Below are 20,342 nucleotides of genomic sequence, written 5' to 3' on the forward strand. Positions count from 1 at the left end.
TGCGGGAGAGGGGCCGGGGGAGAGGGCAGGCCTTCGCTGCCCTGATGGCACCCGCCTCGCGCAAACGCACCGCCCCCCCCAAACCGCCCGCCTGCCACCCCACCATCAAAAGACAACACAAGAGGAGACACCCATGCAATCCACCCCAACCGCCCGGCGGCCGCTGCTGAAGGCCGCGCTGGCGCTGCTCGCCGCCGCGGCGCTGCCGACGGCCCACGCCGACAGCTGGCCCGAGCGTCCCATCACCATCATCGTGCCCGGCGCGGCCGGCGGCACCACCGACATCCCGACCCGCCTGGTAGGCCAGAAGCTGTCGCAGATGCTGGGCCAGCCGGTCATCGTCGACAACCGGCCCGGCAGCGGCGGCATCATCGGCACCCAGGCCTTGCTGCGCGCGCAGCCTGACGGCTACACACTGGTGGTCGGCAACACCGGCTCGCACGCGATCAACTACAGCGCCTACAAGCAGCTCAGCTACAAGCCGCAGGACTTCGTGCCGATCACGGACATGATCTCCTTCCCCAACGTACTGGTGGTCAACGCGCAATCCCCGCTCCAGTCTGTGGGGGACCTCGTCGCCGCCTTGAAGCAGAAGCCCGGCCAACTGTCCTTCAGCTCGGCCGGCATCGGCCAGACCACGCACCTCACCGGAGAACTGTTCGGCATCCGCACGGGCACGCGTGCAATCCACGTCCCCTACCGTGGCTCGACACCGGCCACCACCGCGCTGCTGGCCGGCGAGACGGTCTTCATGTTCGACAACCTGACGCAGGCCCTGCCCCATATCCGCGCGGGCAAGCTGCGCGCGCTGGCGGTGACCAGCACCGAGCGCCTGTCCACCCTGCCCAATGTGCCGACCATGGCGCAAGCCGGCGTGCCCGACTTCGTCGTGATGGGCTGGCTGGGCGTGTTCGCGCCAGCGCGCACGCCGCCGGCCGTGGTGGCGCGACTGCAGGAATCGTTGTCGAAAGTGATGCGCGACCCGGAAATCGTGGCGAAATTCCACGACATGGGCGGATTGGCGGGTGGCGAGCCGCAGGCCCGCTTCGCCGCCCTGGTGGCCAGTGAGCAGAAACGCTGGGCCGAGACCATCCGGGCGTCGGGCGTCAGCCTGGACTGAGGCGAGGCCGGCGCGGCCGCAGCGGCCGCCGCGTCATGTCTGCGCTGTCAGTGCGGCACCGGGCGCTCGCCCGGCTGCCAGGCACCCGACAGGATCTTCTCCAGCCAGAACGCACCGATGATGGTCTTGACATCGCTGACTCGCCCTTCTCGCACCCAGTCAAGCAGCTGCCCGGCCGGCATGATGAAGGTCTCCAGGAATTCGCCGTCGTCGAGCTTGGCCTCGCCCGGGTGCAGGTCCCGCGCCAGGAAGATGTCGATGAACTCCGTCGAGTAGGAGATGACCGGGTGGATGCGGGTCAGGTAGTCCCAGCGTTCGGCGCGGTAGCCCGTCTCTTCCATCAGTTCGCGCTCGCCGCAGCGCAGCGCGCCCTCCTCCGGATCCAGCTTGCCGGCGGGAAACTCCACCATCACCTGCCCGATCGGGTAGCGGAACTGCCGCTCCATCAGCACGCGGCCATCGTCGAACAGCGGGATCATCATCACCGCGCCGGGATGCAGCACATACTCCCGCCCGGTGTGCTTGCCATCCGGCAGCGCGACGATATCCTGCTTCAGCGTAAGGAATTTGCCCCGATGCAACGTCGCCGAAGCGACGCAGGTTTCCTTGAGCCCAGCATCGTGGGCAGATTCATCGTGGGCAGATTGGGTGACTTCGTTGCGGCCGGCCGCATCGGTGGCCGGAGAAGCGGCCGCGCGGGCCAGGTCGATCTTGTCGCTCATGAACACTCCGGAATGGGCGCGGCCCGTTCCCGGAGGGAGCTTCAGGCCGCGGCGCGGTGCTTGACGAGATATTGCCAGGTGAAGCCCGGGAAGGCGAACACCAGCATCATGCAGGCGGTGATGGCGTAGAACTGCCAGCCCTGCGGGAAGGCGTTGCCAAGGCTCGCCTCCACCGCAAAGCCGACTGCGCCGGCCACGAAATACAAGGCGACCAGTTCGCCCAGGCGCAGCCACAGCGGCTTGGCGGGCCGGCGCAGCGGCACCAGCCCGAACAGCCGCTGGTTGACGAACGGCAGGTTGGCACAGATCAGTGCCAGCAGGATGACAAACCAGCCGCCCGTCGAGGAATCCATCGCTGCCGCTCCGTCTGGATCAGGACGCCAGCGTGGCGCGGATCGCCGTGTAGCACAGGTTCATCAGCGCGGCCGGGAAGATGCCGAGCAGGATGATCGCCGCGCCGTTCAGGCTGAGCAGCGAGCGCAGGCCGAAGGTGGCTTCCATCTTCTCCTCGCCCACCGGTGCGTCGAAGTACATCAGCTTGACCACACGCAGGTAGTAGAAGGCGCCAATCAGCGAGAACATCACCGCCACCACCGCCAGCCAGGTCTGGCCGGTACCGATGACTGCCTGCAGCACCGACAGCTTGGCGTAGAAGCCCATGGTCGGCGGAATGCCGGCCAGCGAGAACATCATCACCAGCATCAGGAAGGCGAACCACGGATTGCGGCGCGACATGCCCTTCAGGTCTTCCAGCGTCTCGGCCTCGAAGCCCTTGCTGGTACGCAGCAGGATGATGCCGAAGGTGCCCAGCGTGGTCAGCAGGTAGGTCACCGAGTAGAACATCGACGCGCTGTAGGCGTCGGCAGCGCCGTCGGCCTTGCCGCCGGCAACGCCCGACAGCATGCCCAGCAGCACGAAGCCCATGTGCGAGATGGTGGAGTACGCCAGCATCCGCTTCAGGTTGGTCTGCACGATGGCGGTCAGGTTGCCGATCGCAAGCGAGGCGACGGACAGCACCACCAGCATCATCTGCCAGTCGACAGCCAGCGGCAGCAGGCCTTCCACCAGCACGCGCAGCATCAGCGCGAACGCAGCCACCTTCGCGCCGCCGGCGATCAGCAGCGTGACCGCGGTCGGCGAGCCTTCGTAGATGTCCGGAATCCACATGTGGAACGGTGCGGCGCCCATCTTGAACGACAGGCCGGCGACGATGAAGACCACGCCGAAGGCCAGCATGGTGCCATTGACGCGGCCGGACTCGACCACGCGGAACACCTCGCCCAGGTTCAGCGAACCCGTCGCGCCGTACATCATCGACATGCCGTACAGCAGGAAGCCCGATGCCAGCGCGCCCAGCACGAAGTACTTCATCGCCGACTCGGAGGTCACGCGCGACTCGCGGCGCAGCGCCACCAGGGCGTACGACGACAGCGACAGCAGCTCCAGGCCCAGGTACAGGGTCAGGAAGTTGTTGCCGGTGATCATCACGATCTGGCCGCCCAGCGTGAACAGCGACAGCATGTAGAACTCGCTGGCGAACATGTCGCGCTCGGCGAGGTAGTTGCGGGTGTAGACCAGCGTGGCGAACATGCCCAGGCTGCAGAAGGCCGACAGCACGTTGGCCATCGGGTCCACCACCACCAGGTTGGCGAAGGCGTAGTGCGTCTCGCCGCCGGCGGCGTCCAGGGCGAACCAGAACGTCAATACCAGCGAGGTCAGCAGGGACAGCGGATAGGCCAAGCTCTGCTTGCCCTTGCCGCGCGCCAGGTCGATCCAGTTGATCGCGGCGATGGCAATGGCCAGGAAGATGATTGGCGCCACAGCTGCCAGACTAGAGGACGGTTGCATATTTATCTCTCTCCCCGGCTTACAGCTTCGACTGCGCCACGTGGGACAGCAGGTTCACCACGGACGCGTGCATCACGTCGGTAAAGGGTTTCGGATACAGGCCCATGTACAGGGTCATGATCGCCAGCAGGCCGAGCATGAAGAACTCGCGCTTGTTCAGGTCGAGCAGCTCGCGCACGTGCTCGTGCACCATGTCGCCAAAAATCACGCGCTTGACCATCCACAGCGAATAGGCTGCGCCGAAGATCAGGGCGGTGGCCGCCAGCAGGCCGATCCAGAAATTGAACTTGACCGCGCCCAGGATCACCATGAACTCGCCGACGAAGCCCGAGGTAGCAGGCAGGCCGCAGTTGGCCATGGCGAAGAACACTGCCAGCGCCGCGTACTTGGGCATGGTGTTGACCACGCCGCCGTAGTCGGCGATCTGGCGCGAGTGCACGCGGTCGTACAGCACGCCGATACACAGGAACATCGCGCCCGAGACGAAGCCGTGCGAGATCATCTGCACGATGCCGCCTTCAATGCCGATCTCGCTGAAGATGAAGAAGCCCAGCGTGACGAAGCCCATGTGCGCGATCGACGAGTAGGCGACCAGCTTCTTCATGTCGGCCTGCACCAGCGCCACCAGGCCGATGTAGATCACCGCGATCAGCGAGATCGTGATGATGAACGGGGCCATCGTGTGGCTGGCGTCCGGGGCGATCGGCAGCGAGAAGCGCAGGAAGCCGTAGGCGCCCAGCTTCAGCATGATGGCGGCCAGCACCACCGAGCCGCCGGTCGGCGCTTCCACGTGGGCGTCGGGCAGCCAGGTATGCACCGGCCACATCGGCACCTTGACCGCGAAGGCCATGAAGAAGGCGACGAACAGCGCGATCTGCTCGTTCATCGACAGCTTGGCGTCATGCCACTGCAGGATCTCGAAGGTACCGGTCTTGTTGTACAGGTACATCAGCGCGACCAGGGTCAGCAGCGAGCCCAGCAGCGTGTACAGGAAGAACTTGAAGGCCGCGTAGACACGGTTCGGACCGCCCCAGACACCGATGATGATGTACATCGGGATCAGCGTGGCCTCGAAGAACACGTAGAACAGCAGGCCGTCCAGCGCCGCGAACACGCCGACCATCAGGCCCGACAGGATCAGGAACGAGGCCATGTACTCGGCCACGCGCTCGGTGATCACTTCCCAGGCCGAGATCACCACGATCACCGTGATGAAGGCGGTCAGCACGACGAACCACATCGAGATGCCGTCAACACCCAGGTGGTACTGGACATTGAAGCGCTCGATCCAGTTCGCCTTCTCTTCGAACTGCATGGCCGCGGTGGCGCGGTCGAAGTGGAAGACCAGGGGCAGCGTGGCGACGAAGCTCACCACCGAGCCGAACAGCGACATCCAGCGCACGAAGCACTTGCTGCGGTCGGAACCGTAGGCGAGTACCAGCAAGCCGAAGAAGATAGGCAGCCAGATTGCGAATGACAGAACCATTTCGTTGTTTTCCTTACTTGCCGCCTATCACGCCGGTGACGGTCAGAGTCAGCAGCACCAGCATGCCCACGATCATCGCGAACGCGTAGTGGTAGATATAGCCGGACTGCAGGTAGCGGCTGGCGGCAGCGAACGAAGCCACCACGCGCGCCGAGCCGTTGACCACCAGGCCGTCGATCAGGCCCTGGTCGCCGCCCTTCCACAGGCCACCACCGAGCAGGCGCGCGCCCTTGGCGAACAGTGCCTGGTTGATGTCGTCCATGTAGTACTTGTTCTCGAGCAGCTTGTACAGGCCGGAGAAGCGTTGCTTGATCGCCTCCGGGATGTCCGGGCGCTTCATGTAGAAGAACCAGGACAGGACCACGCCGGCGATGGCCAGCCACAGCACGGGAGTGGTCACGGAATGCAGGGCCATCGGCACCCAGCCGTGGAAGGCCTCGGTCAGCTCCGCCATCGAATGGTGGTTCTCGCCGACGAAGATCACGTCCTTGAAGGCCACGCCATGCTTGAAGAAGTCGCCGAACAGCAGCGGCTCGATCGCGAAGGCACCGGCAATCACCGACGGGATCGCCAGCAGCACCAGCGGCAGGGTCACCACCCACGGCGACTCGTGCGGCTTCTCGCCCGGCGCCAGGCCGTGGTGATGGTCGGCCGAGACCTCCTCGTCCTCATGGTCGCCATGATGATGGTGCTGATCATGGTTGACCTTGCCGAAGCGCTCCTCGCCGTGGAAGACCAGGAAGTACATGCGGAAGGAGTAGAACGCCGTGACGAACACGCCAGCCAGCACCGCGAAGTAGGCGAAGCCCGAACCCGCGATGTGCGACTCGGCCACCGCCTCGATGATCGAGTCCTTGGAGTAGAAGCCCGCGAAGAACGGCGTGCCGATCAGGGCCAGCGAACCGACCAGGGAGGTGATCCAGGTGATCGGCATGTACTTGCGCAGGCCGCCCATATTGCGGATGTCCTGGTCATGGTGCATGCCCATGATGACCGAGCCGGCGCCGAGGAACAGCAGTGCCTTGAAGAAGGCGTGGGTCATCAGGTGGAACACGGCGACCGAGTAGGCGGAAGCGCCCAGCGCCACGGTCATGTAGCCGAGCTGCGACAGCGTCGAGTACGCGACCACGCGCTTGATGTCGTTCTGGATGATGCCCAGGAAGCCCATGAACAGCGCGGTGATGGCGCCGATCACCAGCACGAAGGACAGCGCGGTGTCGGACAGCTCGAACAGCGGCGACATGCGGCTGACCATGAAGATGCCGGCCGTCACCATGGTGGCGGCGTGGATCAGCGCGGAGATCGGGGTCGGGCCTTCCATCGAGTCAGGCAGCCAGACGTGCAGCGGGAACTGCGCCGACTTGCCCATCGCGCCGATGAACAGGCAGATGCAGGCGACCGTGATCATCAGCCAGTCGGTGCCGGGGAAGATCACCGTGGCCAGCTGGTCGCGCTGGGAGAACACATCGGTGTAGTTCAGGCTGCCGCTGTAGGCCAGCAGCAGGCCGATGCCCAGGATGAAGCCGAAGTCGCCGACGCGGTTGACCAGGAAGGCCTTCAGGTTGGCGAAGATCGCGGTCGGGCGGGTGTACCAGAAACCGATCAGCAGGTAGGAAACCAGGCCCACCGCTTCCCAGCCGAAGAACAGCTGCAGGAAGTTGTTGCTCATCACCAGCATCAGCATCGAGAAGGTGAAGAGCGAGATGTAGGCAAAGAAGCGGTTGTAGCCGTCGTCGCCCTGCATGTAGCCGACGGTGTAGATATGCACCATCAGCGACACGAAGGTGACGACCACCATCATCATCGCGGTCAGCGAGTCGACCAGGAAGCCAACCTCCATCTTCAGGCCGCCGATGTTCATCCATTCGTAGATGGTGGCGTTGAAGCTGGCGCCGTCCATCACGTCGCGCAGCACGAGCACCGACAGCACGAAGGCGATGGCCACGCCGAGGATGGTCACCGTGTGGGCCATCATGCGGCCGGCGCGGGATTCCGAGGACGTGCAGCCGAAGAACTTGGTGCCGAACAGGCCGGCTATCGTGGCGCCGGCGAGCGGCGCCAGCGGAATCGCCAGCAGCAGGTTGGGGTTGAGCGTGGTTGCCATAGGACGCTTAGTGGTGTGCGGTCGGTGATCGATCTGGGGTCTTTACGTGTGCGTGCATGGGATCAGCCCTTGAGCGTGTCCATGTCGTCCACGTTGATCGTGTCCAGGTTGCGGAACAGCACGACCAGGATCGCGAGACCGATTGCCGACTCGGCGGCGGCCACCGTGAGGATGAAGAAAACGAAAACCTGTCCGGCCAGGTCTCCCAGGTAGTGGGAGAAGGCGACGAAATTGATGTTGACCGCGAGCAGCATCAGCTCGATCGCCATCAGCAGCACGATCACATTCTTGCGGTTCAGGAAGATACCAACGATGCTGATGGCGAACAGGATCGCACCGAGCACGAGGAAATGGGCGAGAGAGAGCACAGCGTTTCTCCGTGGCTTCAGTTCTGATTGTTGGCGGCGTCGGCGGCGCCGGCACGGGCCTGCGCAGGCATCGAGACCAGGCGCACGCGGTCTTCGCGGCGGGTGCGCAGCTGCTCCGAGATGACCTGGGTCTTGGTGTCCTTGCGGCGGCGCAGGGTCAGCGCGACGGCGGCGATGATGGCCACCAGCAGGATGATGCCGGCCACTTCGAAGGCGTAGATGTAGTCGTTGTAGATCAGCTTGCCCAGCGCGGCCGTGTTGGAGTAGTCCGGGCTTTGCGATGCGGCGCTGACCACGGGGGTGGTGGTGCCGATGAAGTTGCGCACCAGCACGATGGCCATCTCGGCGATGATCAGCGCGCCGACAACCGAGCCCAGCGGCACGTAGGTCCAGAAGTCCCGCCGCAGGTGCTCGATGTCGATGTCGATCATCATCACCACGAACAGGAACAGCACCATCACCGCGCCGACGTACACCAGCACCAGCAGGATGGCGAGGAATTCCGCCTTGAGCAGCATCCAGATCGCGGCGGCCGTGAAGAACGACAGCACGAGGAACAGTGCGGAGTGCACCGGGTTCTTCGCCGTGATGACTTTAAGTGCGGAGAGCACCAGCACCAGCGCAAAGGCGTAGAAGATGGAGGTCGTGAGTTCCATGGTCCCTATCGGATCCTCTTGGGGCCGCGCGGCACGCGCCACCCCTGTGGCACGCGCTTGCGGCATCCTTGCATTGGCCCCTCGCAGGGCCCGATTCAATTTCCGTTGGCTGCGGCAGCCGGTCCTTCCGTCCGCCGCGCCGGCTCAACCGCCTCCAGGCGGCCGATCAGCGATACTTGGCGTCAGCCGCCTTGGCCGCGGCGATCTGCGGTTCGTAGCGGTCGCCCACTGCCAGGAGCATGTCCTTGGTGAAGTACAGGTCGCCCCGCTTCTCGCCGTGGTATTCGAGAATCTGCGTCTCGACGATGGCGTCCACCGGGCAGGCTTCTTCGCAGAAGCCGCAGAAGATGCACTTGGTCAGGTCGATGTCATAGCGCGTGGTACGGCGCGTGCCGTCGGCGCGGACATCGGACTCGATGGAAATGGCCAGCGCCGGGCACACGGCCTCGCACAGCTTGCAGGCGATGCAGCGCTCTTCCCCGTTGGGATAGCGGCGCAGGGCGTGCAGGCCGCGGAAACGCGGCGAGATCGGGGTTTTCTCTTCCGGAAACTGGACGGTGACCTTGCGGGCGAAGAGATAACGCCCGGTCAGCGCCATACCCTTGAAGAGTTCCTTCAGGAGCAGGCTGTTGAAGAAGTCCTTGATGGCGAGCAGCATGACGATTGCTTCCTAGTGATTCCGCTCGGCGCGCGCGTCGGCGCGCGCCGTTCGTTGGCCCTTCCGGCCGTTCAGTGCCAGATGTTCCACGGCGACTTGATCCAGATCGCCACGATGACCAGCCAGGCCACGGTCAGCGGAATGAACACCTTCCAGCCCAGGCGCATGATCTGGTCATAGCGGTAGCGCGGGAAGGAAGCGCGGATCCAGATGAATACCGACAGCAGCAGGAATACCTTGAACAGCAGCCAGAAGAAGCCCGGGATCAGGTTCAGCACGGGGATGTCGAACGGCGCGGCCCAGCCACCCAGGAACATCAGCGCGGTCATCGTCGAGATGATGATCATGTTGATGTATTCGGCCAGGAAGAACAGCGCGAACGCCATGCCCGAGTATTCGATCATGTGGCCGGCCACGATTTCCGACTCGCCTTCCACCACGTCGAACGGGTGGCGGTTGGTTTCGGCCACGCCCGAGATGAAGTACACGGCGAACATCGGCAGCAGCGGCAGCCAGTTCCAGGACAGGATGTTCAGGCCCATGCCGGCGAAGTAGCCGGTGTTCTGGCTGTTGACGATGGCCGACAGGTTCAGGCTGCCCGCCACCATCAGCACCGTCACCAGTGCGAAGCCCATGGCGATTTCGTAGGAAATCATCTGGGCCGCGGCGCGCATCGCGCCGATGAAGGCGTACTTGGAGTTCGAGGACCAGCCGGCCAGGATCACGCCGTACACGCCCACCGAGCTGATCGCCATCACGTACAGCAGGCCCGCGTTGACGTTGGCCATCACCACTTCGGCCTGGAACGGAATCACCGCCCACACCGCCAGCGCCGGCATCAGCACCATCAGCGGCGCGATCAGGTAGATGCCGCGGCTGACCTGGGTCGGCGTCATCACTTCCTTGAGCAGCAGCTTCAGCACGTCGGCGATCGGCTGCAGCAGGCCCAGCGGGCCCACGCGGTTCGGGCCCAGGCGCACGTGCATCCAGCCGATCAGCTTGCGCTCCCACAGAATCAGGTATGCCACGCACAGCAGCAGCGGCAGCACGATGACCACGGCGCGGATCAGGATCCAGAGCGGGGTCCAGGCGATGCCGAACACGTTGTGGCCTTGCGAGGTAATCCAGTCGATCATGTTTCTATCTCGCTATTCTTCTTACGCCGTGACCGCCGGTGCCGCCTTCGCGGCGCCGAGTTCGACGGCCTTCTCGACCTTGACCTGGCCGAACATCGCGCCCAGCGCAGCAGCGGCGCTCGTCGCGGCTGGCACGCGCACGGTGTTGGCCGGCAGCGTGGCTTCGAGCACGCCCGGCAGCACCACGCTGCCCTCGCCCTGCGTCACGCGCACCGGATCGCCGGACTGGATGCCCAGGCTCTCGAACAGCGCGGTCGGCAGGCCGACCTGCATCGCGCGGCGGGCGGCAGCGGTGAGCTGCAGCGAGTCGGCGCGGCGCACGATCGGATCGGCGTGGTAGATGGGCACGTCGGCAATACGCTCGACGCCCTTGCCGGCGGCGCTCACACGGATCGCGGCCTGCGTGGCGTTGTTGAGCTGCGGCGCGACCGGCTTGGCCAGCACGTCGTCGCGCACGGCTTCCGAGGTCTCGTAGTCGAAGCCCGGCACATCCAGCATATTGCCCAGCACGCGCAGCACCTTCCAGGCCGGGCGCGACTCGCCCAGCGCGCGCACCACGCCGTTGAAGCTCTGCGGCAGGCCTTCGCAGTTGACGAAGGTGCCCGAGGTTTCGGTGAACGGCGCGACCGGCAGAATCACGTCCGCATACTGCAGCGCCGCTTCCGAGCGGAACGGCGACAGCATCACCACCGTGCCCGCCTGCGACAGCGTGGCCAGCGCGCGGCGCGGCTCGGCCGAGTCGAACTCGGGTTCGGTGTTCAGCAGCACGTAGGCCTTGCGCGGTGCGTCCAGCATGGCCTGCGCAGTGGCGCCGCCCTGCTGCGGCAGCGCGCCGGCGAGGTAGCCGCCGACCGTGTTGGCCGCTTCGGTCAGGAAGCCCAGCGTGGCGCCGGTCTCGTTGGCGATCCACTGTGCCAGCGCATGCAGCGCGGAGAATTGCGGGTGGCGCACGGCCTCGTTGCCGAGGAAGACGGCACGGCGCTCGCCGGACAGCAGCGCCTCGGCCACGGTCTTGGCCTTGTCGTCGCCATCGAAGCCTTCGGTGCCGGCCGGTGCGGCCACGCCCTTGGCGGCGGCCACGGCGCGGGCGATGCCTGCCAGCGCGGCGGTCCAGCCCGAGGGGGCCACGTCGATGCGGGCGGCCAGCGGCATCAGCAGGTCTTCACCGCCGGCGCCCAGCAAGGCGACGCGGGCGCCCTTCTTGCCGGCCTGGCGCAGACGCGAGGCCAGCAGCGGATGATCCTTGCGCAGCGAGGAGCCGATCACCAGCACGCGCTGCAGCGTGCTCACATCGGCCACCGGCATGCCCAGCCACGGCGCGCCTTGCAGGCCAGCCGAGAAGTCGGTCTGGCGCAGGCGGAAATCGATATTGTCGCTGCCGAGGCCACGCACCAGCTTGGCCAGCAGGTGCAGTTCTTCCAGCGTGCTGTGCGGGCTGGCCAGTGCGGCGATCTGGTCCGCGCCATGCTCGCGCTTGATGCCGGCCAGGCCGTTCGCCACGTACTCGAGCGCGGTCTGCCAGTCGGTTTCCATCCAGTCGCCGCCCTGCTTGATCATGGGCTTGGTCAGGCGGTCGGCGCTGTTCAGCCCTTCGTACGAGAAGCGGTCCTTGTCGGACAGCCAGCACTCGTTGACCTCTTCGTTCTCGAGCGGCACCACGCGCATCACGCGCTGGTTCTTGGTCTGCACCACCAGGTTGGCGCCCAGGCCGTCGTGCGGCGACACCGACTTGCGGCGGGCCAGTTCCCAGGTACGGGCCGAGTAGCGGAACGGCTTGCTGGTCAGCGCGCCGACCGGGCACAGGTCGATCATATTGCCCGACAGCTCGGAATCCACCGTCTGGCCGACGAAGGTGGTGATCTCCGAGTGTTCGCCGCGGTTGAGCATGCCCAGCTCCATCACGCCGGCCACTTCCTGGCCGAAGCGCACGCAGCGGGTGCAGTGGATGCAGCGCGTCATCTCCTCCATGGAGATCAGCGGGCCCACGTTCTTGTGGAACACCACGCGCTTCTCTTCCTTGTAGCGCGATTCGCTGCCACCGTAGCCCACGGCCAGATCCTGCAGCTGGCACTCGCCGCCCTGATCGCAGATCGGGCAATCCAGCGGGTGGTTGATCAGCAGGAATTCCATGACGGACTTCTGGGCCTTGACCGCCTTCTCCGAGTTGGTGAAGACCTTCATGCCGGGGGTGACCGGCGTGGCGCACGCCGGCAGCGCCTTGGGCGCCTTTTCAACTTCGACCAGGCACATGCGGCAGTTCGCCGCGATGGACAGTTTGCGGTGGTAGCAGAAGTGCGGGATGTAGGTGCCCAGCTGGCGGGCCGCTTCCATCACCAGGCTGCCTTCAGCAACCTCAACCTTCTTACCGTCGATCTCGAGTTCAACCATGTTCTGCCACGCTTAGATGTAGGCCGGAACCATGCACTGCTTGTGTTCGACGTGATATTCGAACTCTTTCCAGTAGTGCTTGAGCATGCCGCGGACCGGCATTGCTGCCGCATCACCGAGCGCGCAGATGGTGCGGCCCATGATGTTTTCCGCGACGTTGTTGAGCACGTCCAGGTCTTCCTGGCGGCCTTCTCCGTGTTCGATGCGATTGACCATGCGGTACAGCCAGCCGGTGCCTTCACGGCACGGCGTGCACTGGCCGCACGATTCTTCAAAGTAGAAATACGACAGGCGCAGCAGCGACCGCACCATGCAGCGCGTCTCGTCCATGACGATCACGGCGCCCGAGCCCAGCATCGAGCCGGCCTTGGCGATCGAATCGTAGTCCATGGTCGACGCCATCATCAGGTCGGCCGGCACCACCGGCGCCGACGATCCACCCGGGATCACCGCCTTGAGGGCCTTGCCACCGCGCATGCCGCCCGCCAGCTCCAGCAGTGTGGAGAACGGCGTGCCCAGCGGGATTTCGTAGTTGCCCGGACGCTCGACGTCACCCGAAATCGAGAAGATCTTGGTGCCGCCGTTGTTCGGCTTGCCCATCTTCAGGTATTCCTCGGGGCCGACGCCCAGCAGGAACGGCACCGCGGCGAACGTCTCGGTGTTGTTGATGGTGGTCGGCTTGCCATACAGGCCGAAGCTGGCCGGGAAAGGCGGCTTGAAGCGCGGCTGGCCCTTCTTGCCTTCCAGCGATTCAAGCAGCGCGGTTTCCTCGCCGCAGATGTACGCGCCATAGCCATGGTGCGCGTGCAGCTGGAAGTTGAAGCCCGAACCCAGGATGTTGTCGCCCAGGAAGCCGGCCGCGCGCGCCTCTTCGAGCGCCTGCTCGAAGATCTTGTATTCGTTCCAGATCTCGCCGTGGATGTAGTTGTAGCCCACGGTGATGCCCATCGCGTACGCGCCGATGGCCATGCCTTCGATCAGCGCGTGCGGGTTGTAGCGGATGATGTCGCGGTCCTTGAACGTGCCAGGCTCACCTTCGTCGGTGTTGCAGACGAGGTATTTCTGGCCCGGGAACTGGCGCGGCATGAAGCTCCACTTCAGGCCGGTCGGGAAGCCCGCGCCGCCGCGGCCACGCAGGCCCGAGGCCTTGACGTCGGCGATCACCTGCTCGGGAGGGATCTTCTCGGTCAGGATGCGCGTGAGCTGCTGGTAGCCGCCGCGCTTGACGTAGTCCTCGAGGTGCCAGTTCTGGCCGTCGAGGCCGGCCAGGATCAGCGGCTTGATGTGGCGGTCGTGCAGAGAGGTCATCTTACTTGCTCCCCTTCCCGGCTTCGGCCTTCAGTTCGTCGACCAGCGCATCGAGCTTCTCGTTGCTCATGAAGCTGCACATGCGGGTGTTGTTGACGATCATCACCGGCGCGTCGCCGCAGGCGCCCATGCACTCACCCTCTTTCAGGGTGAAGCAGCCATCGGGGGTGGTTTCGTTGTAATCGATGCCGAGCTTGCGCTTCAGGTGCTCGGCGGCGCGCTCGCCGCCCGACAGGGCGCACGGCAGGTTGGTGCAGACGGTCAGCTTGTACTTGCCCACCGGCTTGGTGTCGTACATGTTGTAGAAGGTCGCCACTTCCTCGACCCACACCGGCGGCATGTCGAGATAGCTCGCGACGAACTGCATGACTTCGGGGGAAACCCAGCCCACCTCGCCCTGTGCCACGGCCAGTGCCGCCATCACTGCCGACTGCTTCTGGTCGGCCGGATACTTGGCGATCGCGCGATCGATTTCCTTGAGAGCTTCTGCTGATAGCATGGTCATTGCAGTAATACGCCGGAACTCCCTTACATCGGTGTTCCGCAGGTTTGCAGCCGTCGCTGCCGTCCTTGCCCGTTCGCCGCCGGCGCGCTTAGCGCTTGCCGGTGCGCCGCAGGTTTCACCCGGCCGCGCCCCATCGCGGGCGCGGCGCCGGTGCGCCCGGATCGTCGTCCGGGAGCCCGCGGCCTGTCTTCAGCGGTCGATCTCGCCGAAGACGATGTCCTGGGTGCCGATGATCGTCACCGCATCGGCAATCATGTGGCCCTTGGCCATCTCGTCGAGCGCCGCCAGGTGCGGGAAGCCCGGTGCCCGGATCTTCAGGCGGTAGGGCTTGTTAGCGCCGTCCGAGATCGCATAGATGCCGAACTCGCCCTTCGGGTGCTCCACCGCCGCGTAGGCCTCGCCTTCGGGCACGTGAATGCCTTCGGTGAAGAGCTTGAAGTGGTGGATCAGCTCTTCCATATTGGTCTTCATGTCCACCCGCGACGGCGGCGCCACCTTGTGGTTCTCGGTGATCACCGGGCCCGGGTTGCGACGCAGCCAGTCGATGCACTGCTTGATGATGCGGTTGGACTGGCGCATCTCTTCCACGCGCACCAGGTAGCGCGCGTAGCAGTCGCCGCCCACGCCCACCGGCACGTCGAACTCGACCTTGTCGTAGACCTCGTAGGGCTGCTTCTTGCGCAGGTCCCACTCGATGCCCGAACCGCGCAGCATCGGGCCGGTGAAGCCCATCTGCAGCGCCCGCTCGGGGCTGACCACGCCGATGCCGACCAGGCGCTGCTTCCAGATCCGGTTGTCGGTCAGCAGCGTCTCGTACTCGTCGACGTAGGTCGGGAAGCGGTTGGTGAAGTCTTCGATGAAGTCCAGCAGCGAACCCGAACGAGCCTCGTTCATCGCCTTGATGGCGCGCTCGTTATGGACTTTCGACGCCTTGTATTGCGGCATCGTGTCAGGCAGGTCGCGATAGACGCCGCCCGGACGGTAGTAGGCCGCGTGCATGCGCGCGCCCGACACCGCCTCGTACATATCGAACAGGTCCTCGCGCTCGCGGAAGGCGTACAGGAACACCGCCATCGCACCCACGTCCAGCGCGTGAGCGCCGATCCACATCAGGTGGTTCATCACGCGGGTGATCTCGTCGAACATCACGCGGATGTACTGGGCGCGCAGCGGCACCTCGAGATCCAGCAGGCGCTCGATGGCCATCACATAGGCGTGCTCATTGACCATCATCGACACGTAGTCGAGACGGTCCATGTAGGGCACGCTCTGGATCCAGGTCTTCTGCTCGGCCAGCTTCTCGGTCGCGCGGTGCAGCAGGCCGATGTGCGGGTCGGCACGCTGGATGACTTCGCCGTCCAGCTCCAGCACCAGGCGCAGCACGCCGTGTGCCGCCGGGTGCTGCGGACCGAAGTTCAGGGTGTAGTTCTTGATGTCTGCCATTGCGCTTCTCAGTGCTGCAAGCCGCCGTAGTTCTCTTCCCGGATCACGCGCGGCGTGACTTCACGCGGCTCGATGGTCACGGGCTGGTAGATCACCCGCTTCTGCTCGGGGTCGTAGCGCATTTCCACGTAGCCCGAGACCGGGAAGTCCTTGCGGAACGGGTGGCCGACGAAACCGTAGTCGGTCAGGATGCGGCGCAGGTCGGGATGGCCCTCGAACACGATGCCGTAGAAATCGAAGGCCTCGCGCTCGAACCAGTTGACCGAGTTCCAGACGTCGATCAGCGACGCCACCACCGGCAGATCGTCGTCCGGCGCGAACACGCGCAGGCGCAGGCGCCAGTTGTGCGTGATGGACAGCAGATGCGAGACGGCCGCAAAGCGGAGACCGTCCCAGGCGCCGTCGCCGTAGGAGGAATAGTCCACGCCGCACAGGTCGATCAGCTGCTCGAAGCACAGCGCGGGATCGTCGCGCAGCAGGCGGGCGCTTTCCAGGTAGTCGTCGGCCTTGACGATCAGCGTCAGTTCGCCGTTCGCCTCGATCAGCTTCTGCACGCGCTTGCCCAGGACTTTCTCCAGGGCGGCCTTGAGGGTATCGATGCTTGCCATGTCAGCCCTTGCGCGCGATGGTGTTGGTGCGGCGGATCTTGTTCTGCAACTGGATCACACCGTAGATCAGCGCCTCCGCGGTCGGCGGGCAACCCGGCACGTAGATATCGACGGGCACGATGCGGTCGCAGCCGCGCACCACCGAGTACGAATAGTGATAGTAGCCGCCGCCGTTGGCGCACGAGCCCATCGAGATGACCCAGCGCGGCTCGGCCATCTGATCGTAGACCTTGCGCAGCGCCGGCGCCATCTTGTTGCACAGCGTGCCGGCCACGATCATCACGTCGGACTGGCGCGGCGACGGACGGAAGACCACGCCGAAGCGGTCCAGGTCGTAGCGCGCAGCGCCGGCATGCATCATTTCCACAGCACAGCAGGCCAGGCCGAAGGTCATCGGCCACAGCGACCCGGTGCGGGTCCAGTTGATCAGCTTGTCAGCGGTGGTCGTGACAAAGCCTTCGTTGAGAACGCCTTCGATTGCCATTTCACATCACTCCCAATCGAGCGCGCCCTTTTTCCAGATGTAGACGAAGCCCACGATGAATTCCAGCAGAAACACGCCCATGGCGATGAACCCCGGCCAGCCGATTTCCCTCAGGGCAACGCCCCATGGGAAGAGAAAGGCTGTCTCGAGATCGAACAGAATGAAGAGGATGGCGATGAGGTAGTAGCGCACGTCGAACTTCATGCGCGCATCCTCGAAGGCCTCGAAGCCGCACTCGTACGGAGAGAGCTTCGCTGCGTCAGGCTTGTTGGGACCGAGGATCCTGCCGATCGACATCAGCGCAATGCCAAGCGCGACGCCGAAGATGATGAGGATGAGGACGGGGAAGTAGGCTTCGAGGTTCAAGGTACGGCCAGCCTTATCTGGAATGTTGTCAACAGCACCAGCTGAAGCGGCGTCCTGTTGCCCACCCCAAGCGCCATTCCGTAGAAAGCACGGCGCCGCCTTGCGGACTGTCGGAGTTCGCAAACCGGGCAAGCCCGGAGCGCGAACTCCGATCAAGTTGTTTGGTGCCGACGGCGAGACTCGAACTCGCACAGCTTTCGCCACTACCCCCTCAAGATAGCGTGTCTACCAATTTCACCACGTCGGCTGGGGGAGAAACAATGTTGCCTGGCGCCGGGTTTTAGGACCCTTCGGGACTCTCTCATGACCGCTTGGTCTTACCATTTGGTCTTGTTTGAGCCCCACCGCTGGGGAATCGTTTCAAGCCTTGGATTCTAACCTAAGAATCCTGTTTTGTTCAATGCACAACTGCAAAAAAAATCAGGAATCAGGGATCCGGAAACCCGATTATTTCGGAACTGCAGGTGCAGCCGGGACCGAAGCCGCGGCAGCAGCAGCGGGCGCGCTGGCGGCCGGCGCGGAAGCGGCGGCAGCAGGCGCAACCTGGGGCGCGGAACCCATCACACCCAGCGACGCCGACGGACGATAGTTCGTCATCATCGTCAGGCTCAGCGTGCAGATGAAGAACACGCTGGCCAGGGCCGCCGTGGTGCGCGACAGGAAGTTGGCCGAGCCGCTGGCACCGAACAGGCTGCCCGAGGCACCCGAGCCGAAGGCCGCGCCGACATCGGCGCCCTTGCCATGCTGCAGCAGCACCAGACCGATCACGCCCAGCGCGGACAGCACCTGCAGGACCACCAACAGAGTTTTGAAAATTGCCATTTGCTTTGATTCGCTTGCCTGATCAATCGATCGGTACGGGCGGCATTCAGGCGTTGCCGATCGCGAGGAAATCTTCCGACTTCAGCGAGGCGCCGCCGATCAGCCCCCCGTCGATGTCGGCCATGGAAAACAGTTCGACCGCATTGTCAGGCTTGACGCTGCCGCCGTACAGGATGGCCATGCGCTGCGCCACATCGGCATCGCGCGCTACCACCTGCGCACGCAGGAAGGCGTGCACCGCCTGCGCCTGCTCGCTGGTGGCGGTCTTGCCGGTGCCGATGGCCCAGACCGGCTCGTAGGCCAGCACGATGCGACCCAGCTGCTCGACCGTGAGCGCATCCAGCACCGCCTGCAACTGGCGGCCGACCACGACCTCGGTCTCGCCCGCCTCGCGCTGCGCCAGGGTCTCGCCCAGGCACACCACCGGCACGATGCCGGCTTCCAGCGCACGCAGCGCCTTGGCCGCGACGGTGGCATCGGTCTCGCCGTGATAGCTGCGGCGCTCGGAGTGGCCGACCAGCGCGTAGCTTACGCCGAAGTCCACCAGCATCGAAGCGGCCACTTCGCCGGTAAAGGCGCCGCGCGCCTCCGCCGACACATCCTGCGCACCCCAGGCCACCGCGCTGCCGCGCAGCAGTGACTGGCACTGCGCCAGGTAAGGGAACGGCGCACAAACCGCCAGGCGCGCACGCGCAGGCGCCGCCTTGATCGCAGCCAGCAGTGCCTCATTGGCTGCCAGGCTGCCATGCATCTTCCAGTTGCCGATGACGAGCTTATCTCTCACGCGAAACGCCCCTGCCTATTTTGACTAAACCCAGCATTGTAGCGTGGTGATTGCGTCGGCGCCATGTTGGCGCGGGAGAGGGCCGCGAAAGCGGTGGCGCAGCGCGATGCCACCCAGCCAGAATCGAATCCGAAAGGATGCGCCAACACCAATCGCCAAGCACAGTGTCTTGGCTCCCTCTCCCCTCATGGGGAGAGGGTTGGGGAGAGGGGTGGTCTAGCAAGGCGCCACACACAAACGAAGCCGTCGGTGTGGTCCAGCACGCCAGCGCCACGACGAAGCCATCGGTGTTGTCCAGCCCGTCGCCGCCCGCAAGCGCCTGCCCTCTCCCCCGACCCCTCTCCCGCAAGCGGGAGAGGGGAGCAAACCGGCGCGGGGCGGAACCCATCGCGCCAGCCGAAGCCGGCAGGATGCGCCAACGCCGCCGCTCGAGCCTCCGCTCACCAAGTCAGCACGATCTTCCCGATGTGCTCGCTCGACTCCATCAGCCGATGCGCGTCGGCCGCCTGCGCCGCGGGGAAGGTGCGGAAGATTGCTGGCTTGATCTTGCCCGACGCCAGCAGCGGCCACACCTGCTCGTGCAGCGCGCGTGCGATCTCGCCCTTGAAGGCGGCCGGGCGCGGACGCAGCGTGGAGCCGGTGACGGTGATGCGCCGGCGCAGGATGTCGCCCAGCGGGATTTCCGCCTTGGCGCCGCCGAGCAGCGCGATGATGACGATGCGGCCGTCATCGGCGATGCACGACAGTTCGCGCGCCAGATAGGAGCCCGCCACCATGTCGAGGATCACGTCGACGCCGCGGCCTTCGGTCAGCGACTTGACCTCGGCGACGAAGTCCTGGGTCTTGTAGTTGATCGCCCGATCCGCGCCCAGCGCCTCGCAGGCCGCGCACTTTTCCGCGCTGCCGGCAGTGACGAAGACCTTGAAGCCCAGCGCCTTGGCAATCTGGATGGCGGTGGTGCCGATGCCGCTCGAGCCGCCCTGGATCAGCAGCGTCTCGTCCTTGCCGCGCGGGCCGCGGCCCAGGTAGCCACGATCGAACACATTGCTCCAGACCGTGAAGAAGGTCTCGGGCAGCGCGGCCGCCTCGATATCCGACAGCCCCGCCGGCACCGGCAGGCACTGCGCGACCGGCGCTGTGCACAGCTCTGCGTAGCCGCCGCCCTGGACCAGCGCGCAGACGCGGTCACCGACCTTCAGGCCGAAGCGGTTGTCGGCGTGCGCAAGGTCGCCGCCCACCACCACGCCGGCCACCTCCAGGCCCGGCAGGTCCGATGCGCCCGGCGGCACCGGATAATTGCCGGTGCGCTGGAACACGTCGGGGCGGTTCACGCCCGAAGCAGCAACACGGATCAGGATTTCGCCGGCCTTGGCGACCGGGTCGGGCCGCTGCGTTTCCTGCAGGACTTCTGGGGCGCCGTATTCACGGATCTCGATGGCTCGCATGGGAACTCCTTGCTGTGATGTGTCGGCGGCGGGCGCTGCAGGCCCTTGCGCCGCGATGGATGGAATACGGATGCGCGCGGTGTGCACGAAA

At 65.1% G+C, this 20,342-nt stretch carries 20 protein-coding genes and 1 tRNA gene; 1 reads left to right on the forward strand and 20 read right to left on the reverse strand.

Features of this window, described 5'->3' with window-relative positions; genetic code table 11:
* Positions 1-133 precede the first annotated feature (133 nt).
* Positions 134-1,120 carry a Bug family tripartite tricarboxylate transporter substrate binding protein gene (locus AC1Z3O_RS12750; RefSeq protein ID WP_483516084.1) on the forward strand — a complete coding sequence of 329 codons (987 nt, stop codon included), beginning with the start codon at positions 134-136 and terminating at the stop codon, positions 1,118-1,120.
* A gap of 47 nt (positions 1,121-1,167) precedes the next feature.
* On the opposite strand, the gene AC1Z3O_RS12755 is transcribed toward AC1Z3O_RS12750, so the two are convergent.
* From AC1Z3O_RS12755 to AC1Z3O_RS12850, 20 genes are all read right to left on the reverse strand, one after another.
* A complete protein-coding gene (locus AC1Z3O_RS12755; RefSeq protein WP_483516085.1) occupies positions 1,168-1,842 on the reverse strand; it encodes an NUDIX domain-containing protein in 675 nt (224 codons plus the stop codon).
* Positions 1,843-1,883: 41 nt separating this feature from the next.
* A complete protein-coding gene (locus tag AC1Z3O_RS12760; RefSeq protein WP_483516086.1) occupies positions 1,884-2,195 on the reverse strand; it encodes a DUF2818 family protein in 312 nt (103 codons plus the stop codon).
* A gap of 19 nt (positions 2,196-2,214) precedes the next feature.
* On the reverse strand, positions 2,215-3,690 hold the full coding sequence (nuoN, locus tag AC1Z3O_RS12765) for an NADH-quinone oxidoreductase subunit NuoN (protein WP_483516087.1): 1,476 nt from the start codon (positions 3,688-3,690) through the stop codon (positions 2,215-2,217).
* Between the two features lie 19 nt (positions 3,691-3,709).
* Positions 3,710-5,176: an NADH-quinone oxidoreductase subunit M gene (locus AC1Z3O_RS12770; protein ID WP_483516088.1), complete on the reverse strand. Its 1,467-nt coding sequence runs from the start codon at positions 5,174-5,176 to the stop codon at positions 3,710-3,712.
* A 13-nt stretch (positions 5,177-5,189) separates the two neighbouring features.
* Positions 5,190-7,280: an NADH-quinone oxidoreductase subunit L gene (gene nuoL, locus AC1Z3O_RS12775; RefSeq protein ID WP_483516089.1), complete on the reverse strand. Its 2,091-nt coding sequence runs from the start codon at positions 7,278-7,280 to the stop codon at positions 5,190-5,192.
* Between the two features lie 62 nt (positions 7,281-7,342).
* Entirely contained in the window at positions 7,343-7,648 is a 306-nt protein-coding gene (nuoK, locus tag AC1Z3O_RS12780) for an NADH-quinone oxidoreductase subunit NuoK (RefSeq protein ID WP_010809122.1), read from the reverse strand.
* Positions 7,649-7,665: 17 nt separating this feature from the next.
* Positions 7,666-8,304, reverse strand: coding sequence for an NADH-quinone oxidoreductase subunit J (locus AC1Z3O_RS12785; protein ID WP_483516090.1), 639 nt, complete (start codon positions 8,302-8,304; stop codon positions 7,666-7,668).
* 166 nt (positions 8,305-8,470) lie between these two features.
* A complete protein-coding gene (gene nuoI / locus AC1Z3O_RS12790) occupies positions 8,471-8,962 on the reverse strand; it encodes an NADH-quinone oxidoreductase subunit NuoI (RefSeq protein WP_483516091.1) in 492 nt (163 codons plus the stop codon).
* A gap of 71 nt (positions 8,963-9,033) precedes the next feature.
* Positions 9,034-10,098: an NADH-quinone oxidoreductase subunit NuoH gene (gene nuoH / locus AC1Z3O_RS12795; RefSeq protein WP_483516092.1), complete on the reverse strand. Its 1,065-nt coding sequence runs from the start codon at positions 10,096-10,098 to the stop codon at positions 9,034-9,036.
* Positions 10,099-10,119: 21 nt separating this feature from the next.
* The gene (gene nuoG / locus AC1Z3O_RS12800; protein ID WP_483516093.1) at positions 10,120-12,486 is read right to left on the reverse strand and encodes an NADH-quinone oxidoreductase subunit NuoG; all 2,367 of its coding nucleotides are present in this window, start codon (positions 12,484-12,486) and stop codon (positions 10,120-10,122) included.
* A gap of 12 nt (positions 12,487-12,498) precedes the next feature.
* Positions 12,499-13,794 carry an NADH-quinone oxidoreductase subunit NuoF gene (nuoF, locus tag AC1Z3O_RS12805; protein ID WP_483516094.1) on the reverse strand — a complete coding sequence of 432 codons (1,296 nt, stop codon included), beginning with the start codon at positions 13,792-13,794 and terminating at the stop codon, positions 12,499-12,501.
* 1 nt (position 13,795) lies between these two features.
* A complete protein-coding gene (gene nuoE / locus AC1Z3O_RS12810) occupies positions 13,796-14,293 on the reverse strand; it encodes an NADH-quinone oxidoreductase subunit NuoE (protein WP_483516095.1) in 498 nt (165 codons plus the stop codon).
* A gap of 195 nt (positions 14,294-14,488) precedes the next feature.
* The gene (locus AC1Z3O_RS12815) at positions 14,489-15,742 is read right to left on the reverse strand and encodes an NADH-quinone oxidoreductase subunit D (protein ID WP_483516096.1); all 1,254 of its coding nucleotides are present in this window, start codon (positions 15,740-15,742) and stop codon (positions 14,489-14,491) included.
* 8 nt (positions 15,743-15,750) lie between these two features.
* Positions 15,751-16,350 carry an NADH-quinone oxidoreductase subunit C gene (locus AC1Z3O_RS12820; protein WP_483516097.1) on the reverse strand — a complete coding sequence of 200 codons (600 nt, stop codon included), beginning with the start codon at positions 16,348-16,350 and terminating at the stop codon, positions 15,751-15,753.
* A gap of 1 nt (position 16,351) precedes the next feature.
* Positions 16,352-16,834 (reverse strand): NuoB/complex I 20 kDa subunit family protein, encoded by a 483-nt coding sequence (locus AC1Z3O_RS12825; protein WP_020203631.1) that lies wholly within the window; start codon positions 16,832-16,834, stop codon positions 16,352-16,354.
* Between the two features lie 6 nt (positions 16,835-16,840).
* A complete protein-coding gene (locus AC1Z3O_RS12830; RefSeq protein WP_483516098.1) occupies positions 16,841-17,200 on the reverse strand; it encodes an NADH-quinone oxidoreductase subunit A in 360 nt (119 codons plus the stop codon).
* A 162-nt stretch (positions 17,201-17,362) separates the two neighbouring features.
* Positions 17,363-17,447 (reverse strand) — tRNA-Leu (locus AC1Z3O_RS12835).
* A gap of 200 nt (positions 17,448-17,647) precedes the next feature.
* A complete protein-coding gene (gene secG / locus AC1Z3O_RS12840) occupies positions 17,648-18,022 on the reverse strand; it encodes a preprotein translocase subunit SecG (RefSeq protein WP_483516099.1) in 375 nt (124 codons plus the stop codon).
* A gap of 46 nt (positions 18,023-18,068) precedes the next feature.
* The gene (gene tpiA, locus AC1Z3O_RS12845) at positions 18,069-18,806 is read right to left on the reverse strand and encodes a triose-phosphate isomerase (protein ID WP_483516100.1); all 738 of its coding nucleotides are present in this window, start codon (positions 18,804-18,806) and stop codon (positions 18,069-18,071) included.
* Between the two features lie 440 nt (positions 18,807-19,246).
* A complete protein-coding gene (locus tag AC1Z3O_RS12850) occupies positions 19,247-20,251 on the reverse strand; it encodes an NAD(P)H-quinone oxidoreductase (RefSeq protein WP_483516101.1) in 1,005 nt (334 codons plus the stop codon).
* Positions 20,252-20,342: the final 91 nt, after the last annotated feature.

The sequence above is a fragment of the Cupriavidus sp. 09_S30 genome, assembly GCF_056930435.1.

What these genes read in the sequence shown, in the direction of transcription:
- AC1Z3O_RS12825 (WP_020203631.1), bottom strand. Translation starts at nt 16,834, where the DNA reads ATGGCAATCGAAGGCGTTCTCAACGAAGGCTTTGTCACGACCACCGCT.
- AC1Z3O_RS12850 (WP_483516101.1), bottom strand. Translation starts at nt 20,251, where the DNA reads ATGCGAGCCATCGAGATCCGTGAATACGGCGCCCCAGAAGTCCTGCAG.
- AC1Z3O_RS12750 (WP_483516084.1), top strand. Translation starts at nt 134, where the DNA reads ATGCAATCCACCCCAACCGCCCGGCGGCCGCTGCTGAAGGCCGCGCTG.
- AC1Z3O_RS12770 (WP_483516088.1), bottom strand. Translation starts at nt 5,176, where the DNA reads ATGGTTCTGTCATTCGCAATCTGGCTGCCTATCTTCTTCGGCTTGCTG.
- AC1Z3O_RS12820 (WP_483516097.1), bottom strand. Translation starts at nt 16,350, where the DNA reads ATGGCAAGCATCGATACCCTCAAGGCCGCCCTGGAGAAAGTCCTGGGC.
- nuoN (WP_483516087.1), bottom strand. Translation starts at nt 3,690, where the DNA reads ATGCAACCGTCCTCTAGTCTGGCAGCTGTGGCGCCAATCATCTTCCTG.
- AC1Z3O_RS12755 (WP_483516085.1), bottom strand. Translation starts at nt 1,842, where the DNA reads ATGAGCGACAAGATCGACCTGGCCCGCGCGGCCGCTTCTCCGGCCACC.
- AC1Z3O_RS12815 (WP_483516096.1), bottom strand. Translation starts at nt 15,742, where the DNA reads ATGGCAGACATCAAGAACTACACCCTGAACTTCGGTCCGCAGCACCCG.
- AC1Z3O_RS12760 (WP_483516086.1), bottom strand. Translation starts at nt 2,195, where the DNA reads ATGGATTCCTCGACGGGCGGCTGGTTTGTCATCCTGCTGGCACTGATC.
- nuoL (WP_483516089.1), bottom strand. Translation starts at nt 7,280, where the DNA reads ATGGCAACCACGCTCAACCCCAACCTGCTGCTGGCGATTCCGCTGGCG.
- AC1Z3O_RS12785 (WP_483516090.1), bottom strand. Translation starts at nt 8,304, where the DNA reads ATGGAACTCACGACCTCCATCTTCTACGCCTTTGCGCTGGTGCTGGTG.
- nuoF (WP_483516094.1), bottom strand. Translation starts at nt 13,794, where the DNA reads ATGACCTCTCTGCACGACCGCCACATCAAGCCGCTGATCCTGGCCGGC.
- nuoH (WP_483516092.1), bottom strand. Translation starts at nt 10,098, where the DNA reads ATGATCGACTGGATTACCTCGCAAGGCCACAACGTGTTCGGCATCGCC.
- nuoE (WP_483516095.1), bottom strand. Translation starts at nt 14,293, where the DNA reads ATGCTATCAGCAGAAGCTCTCAAGGAAATCGATCGCGCGATCGCCAAG.
- nuoI (WP_483516091.1), bottom strand. Translation starts at nt 8,962, where the DNA reads ATGCTGCTCGCCATCAAGGACTTCTTCAACAGCCTGCTCCTGAAGGAA.
- nuoG (WP_483516093.1), bottom strand. Translation starts at nt 12,486, where the DNA reads ATGGTTGAACTCGAGATCGACGGTAAGAAGGTTGAGGTTGCTGAAGGC.
- secG (WP_483516099.1), bottom strand. Translation starts at nt 18,022, where the DNA reads ATGGCAATTTTCAAAACTCTGTTGGTGGTCCTGCAGGTGCTGTCCGCG.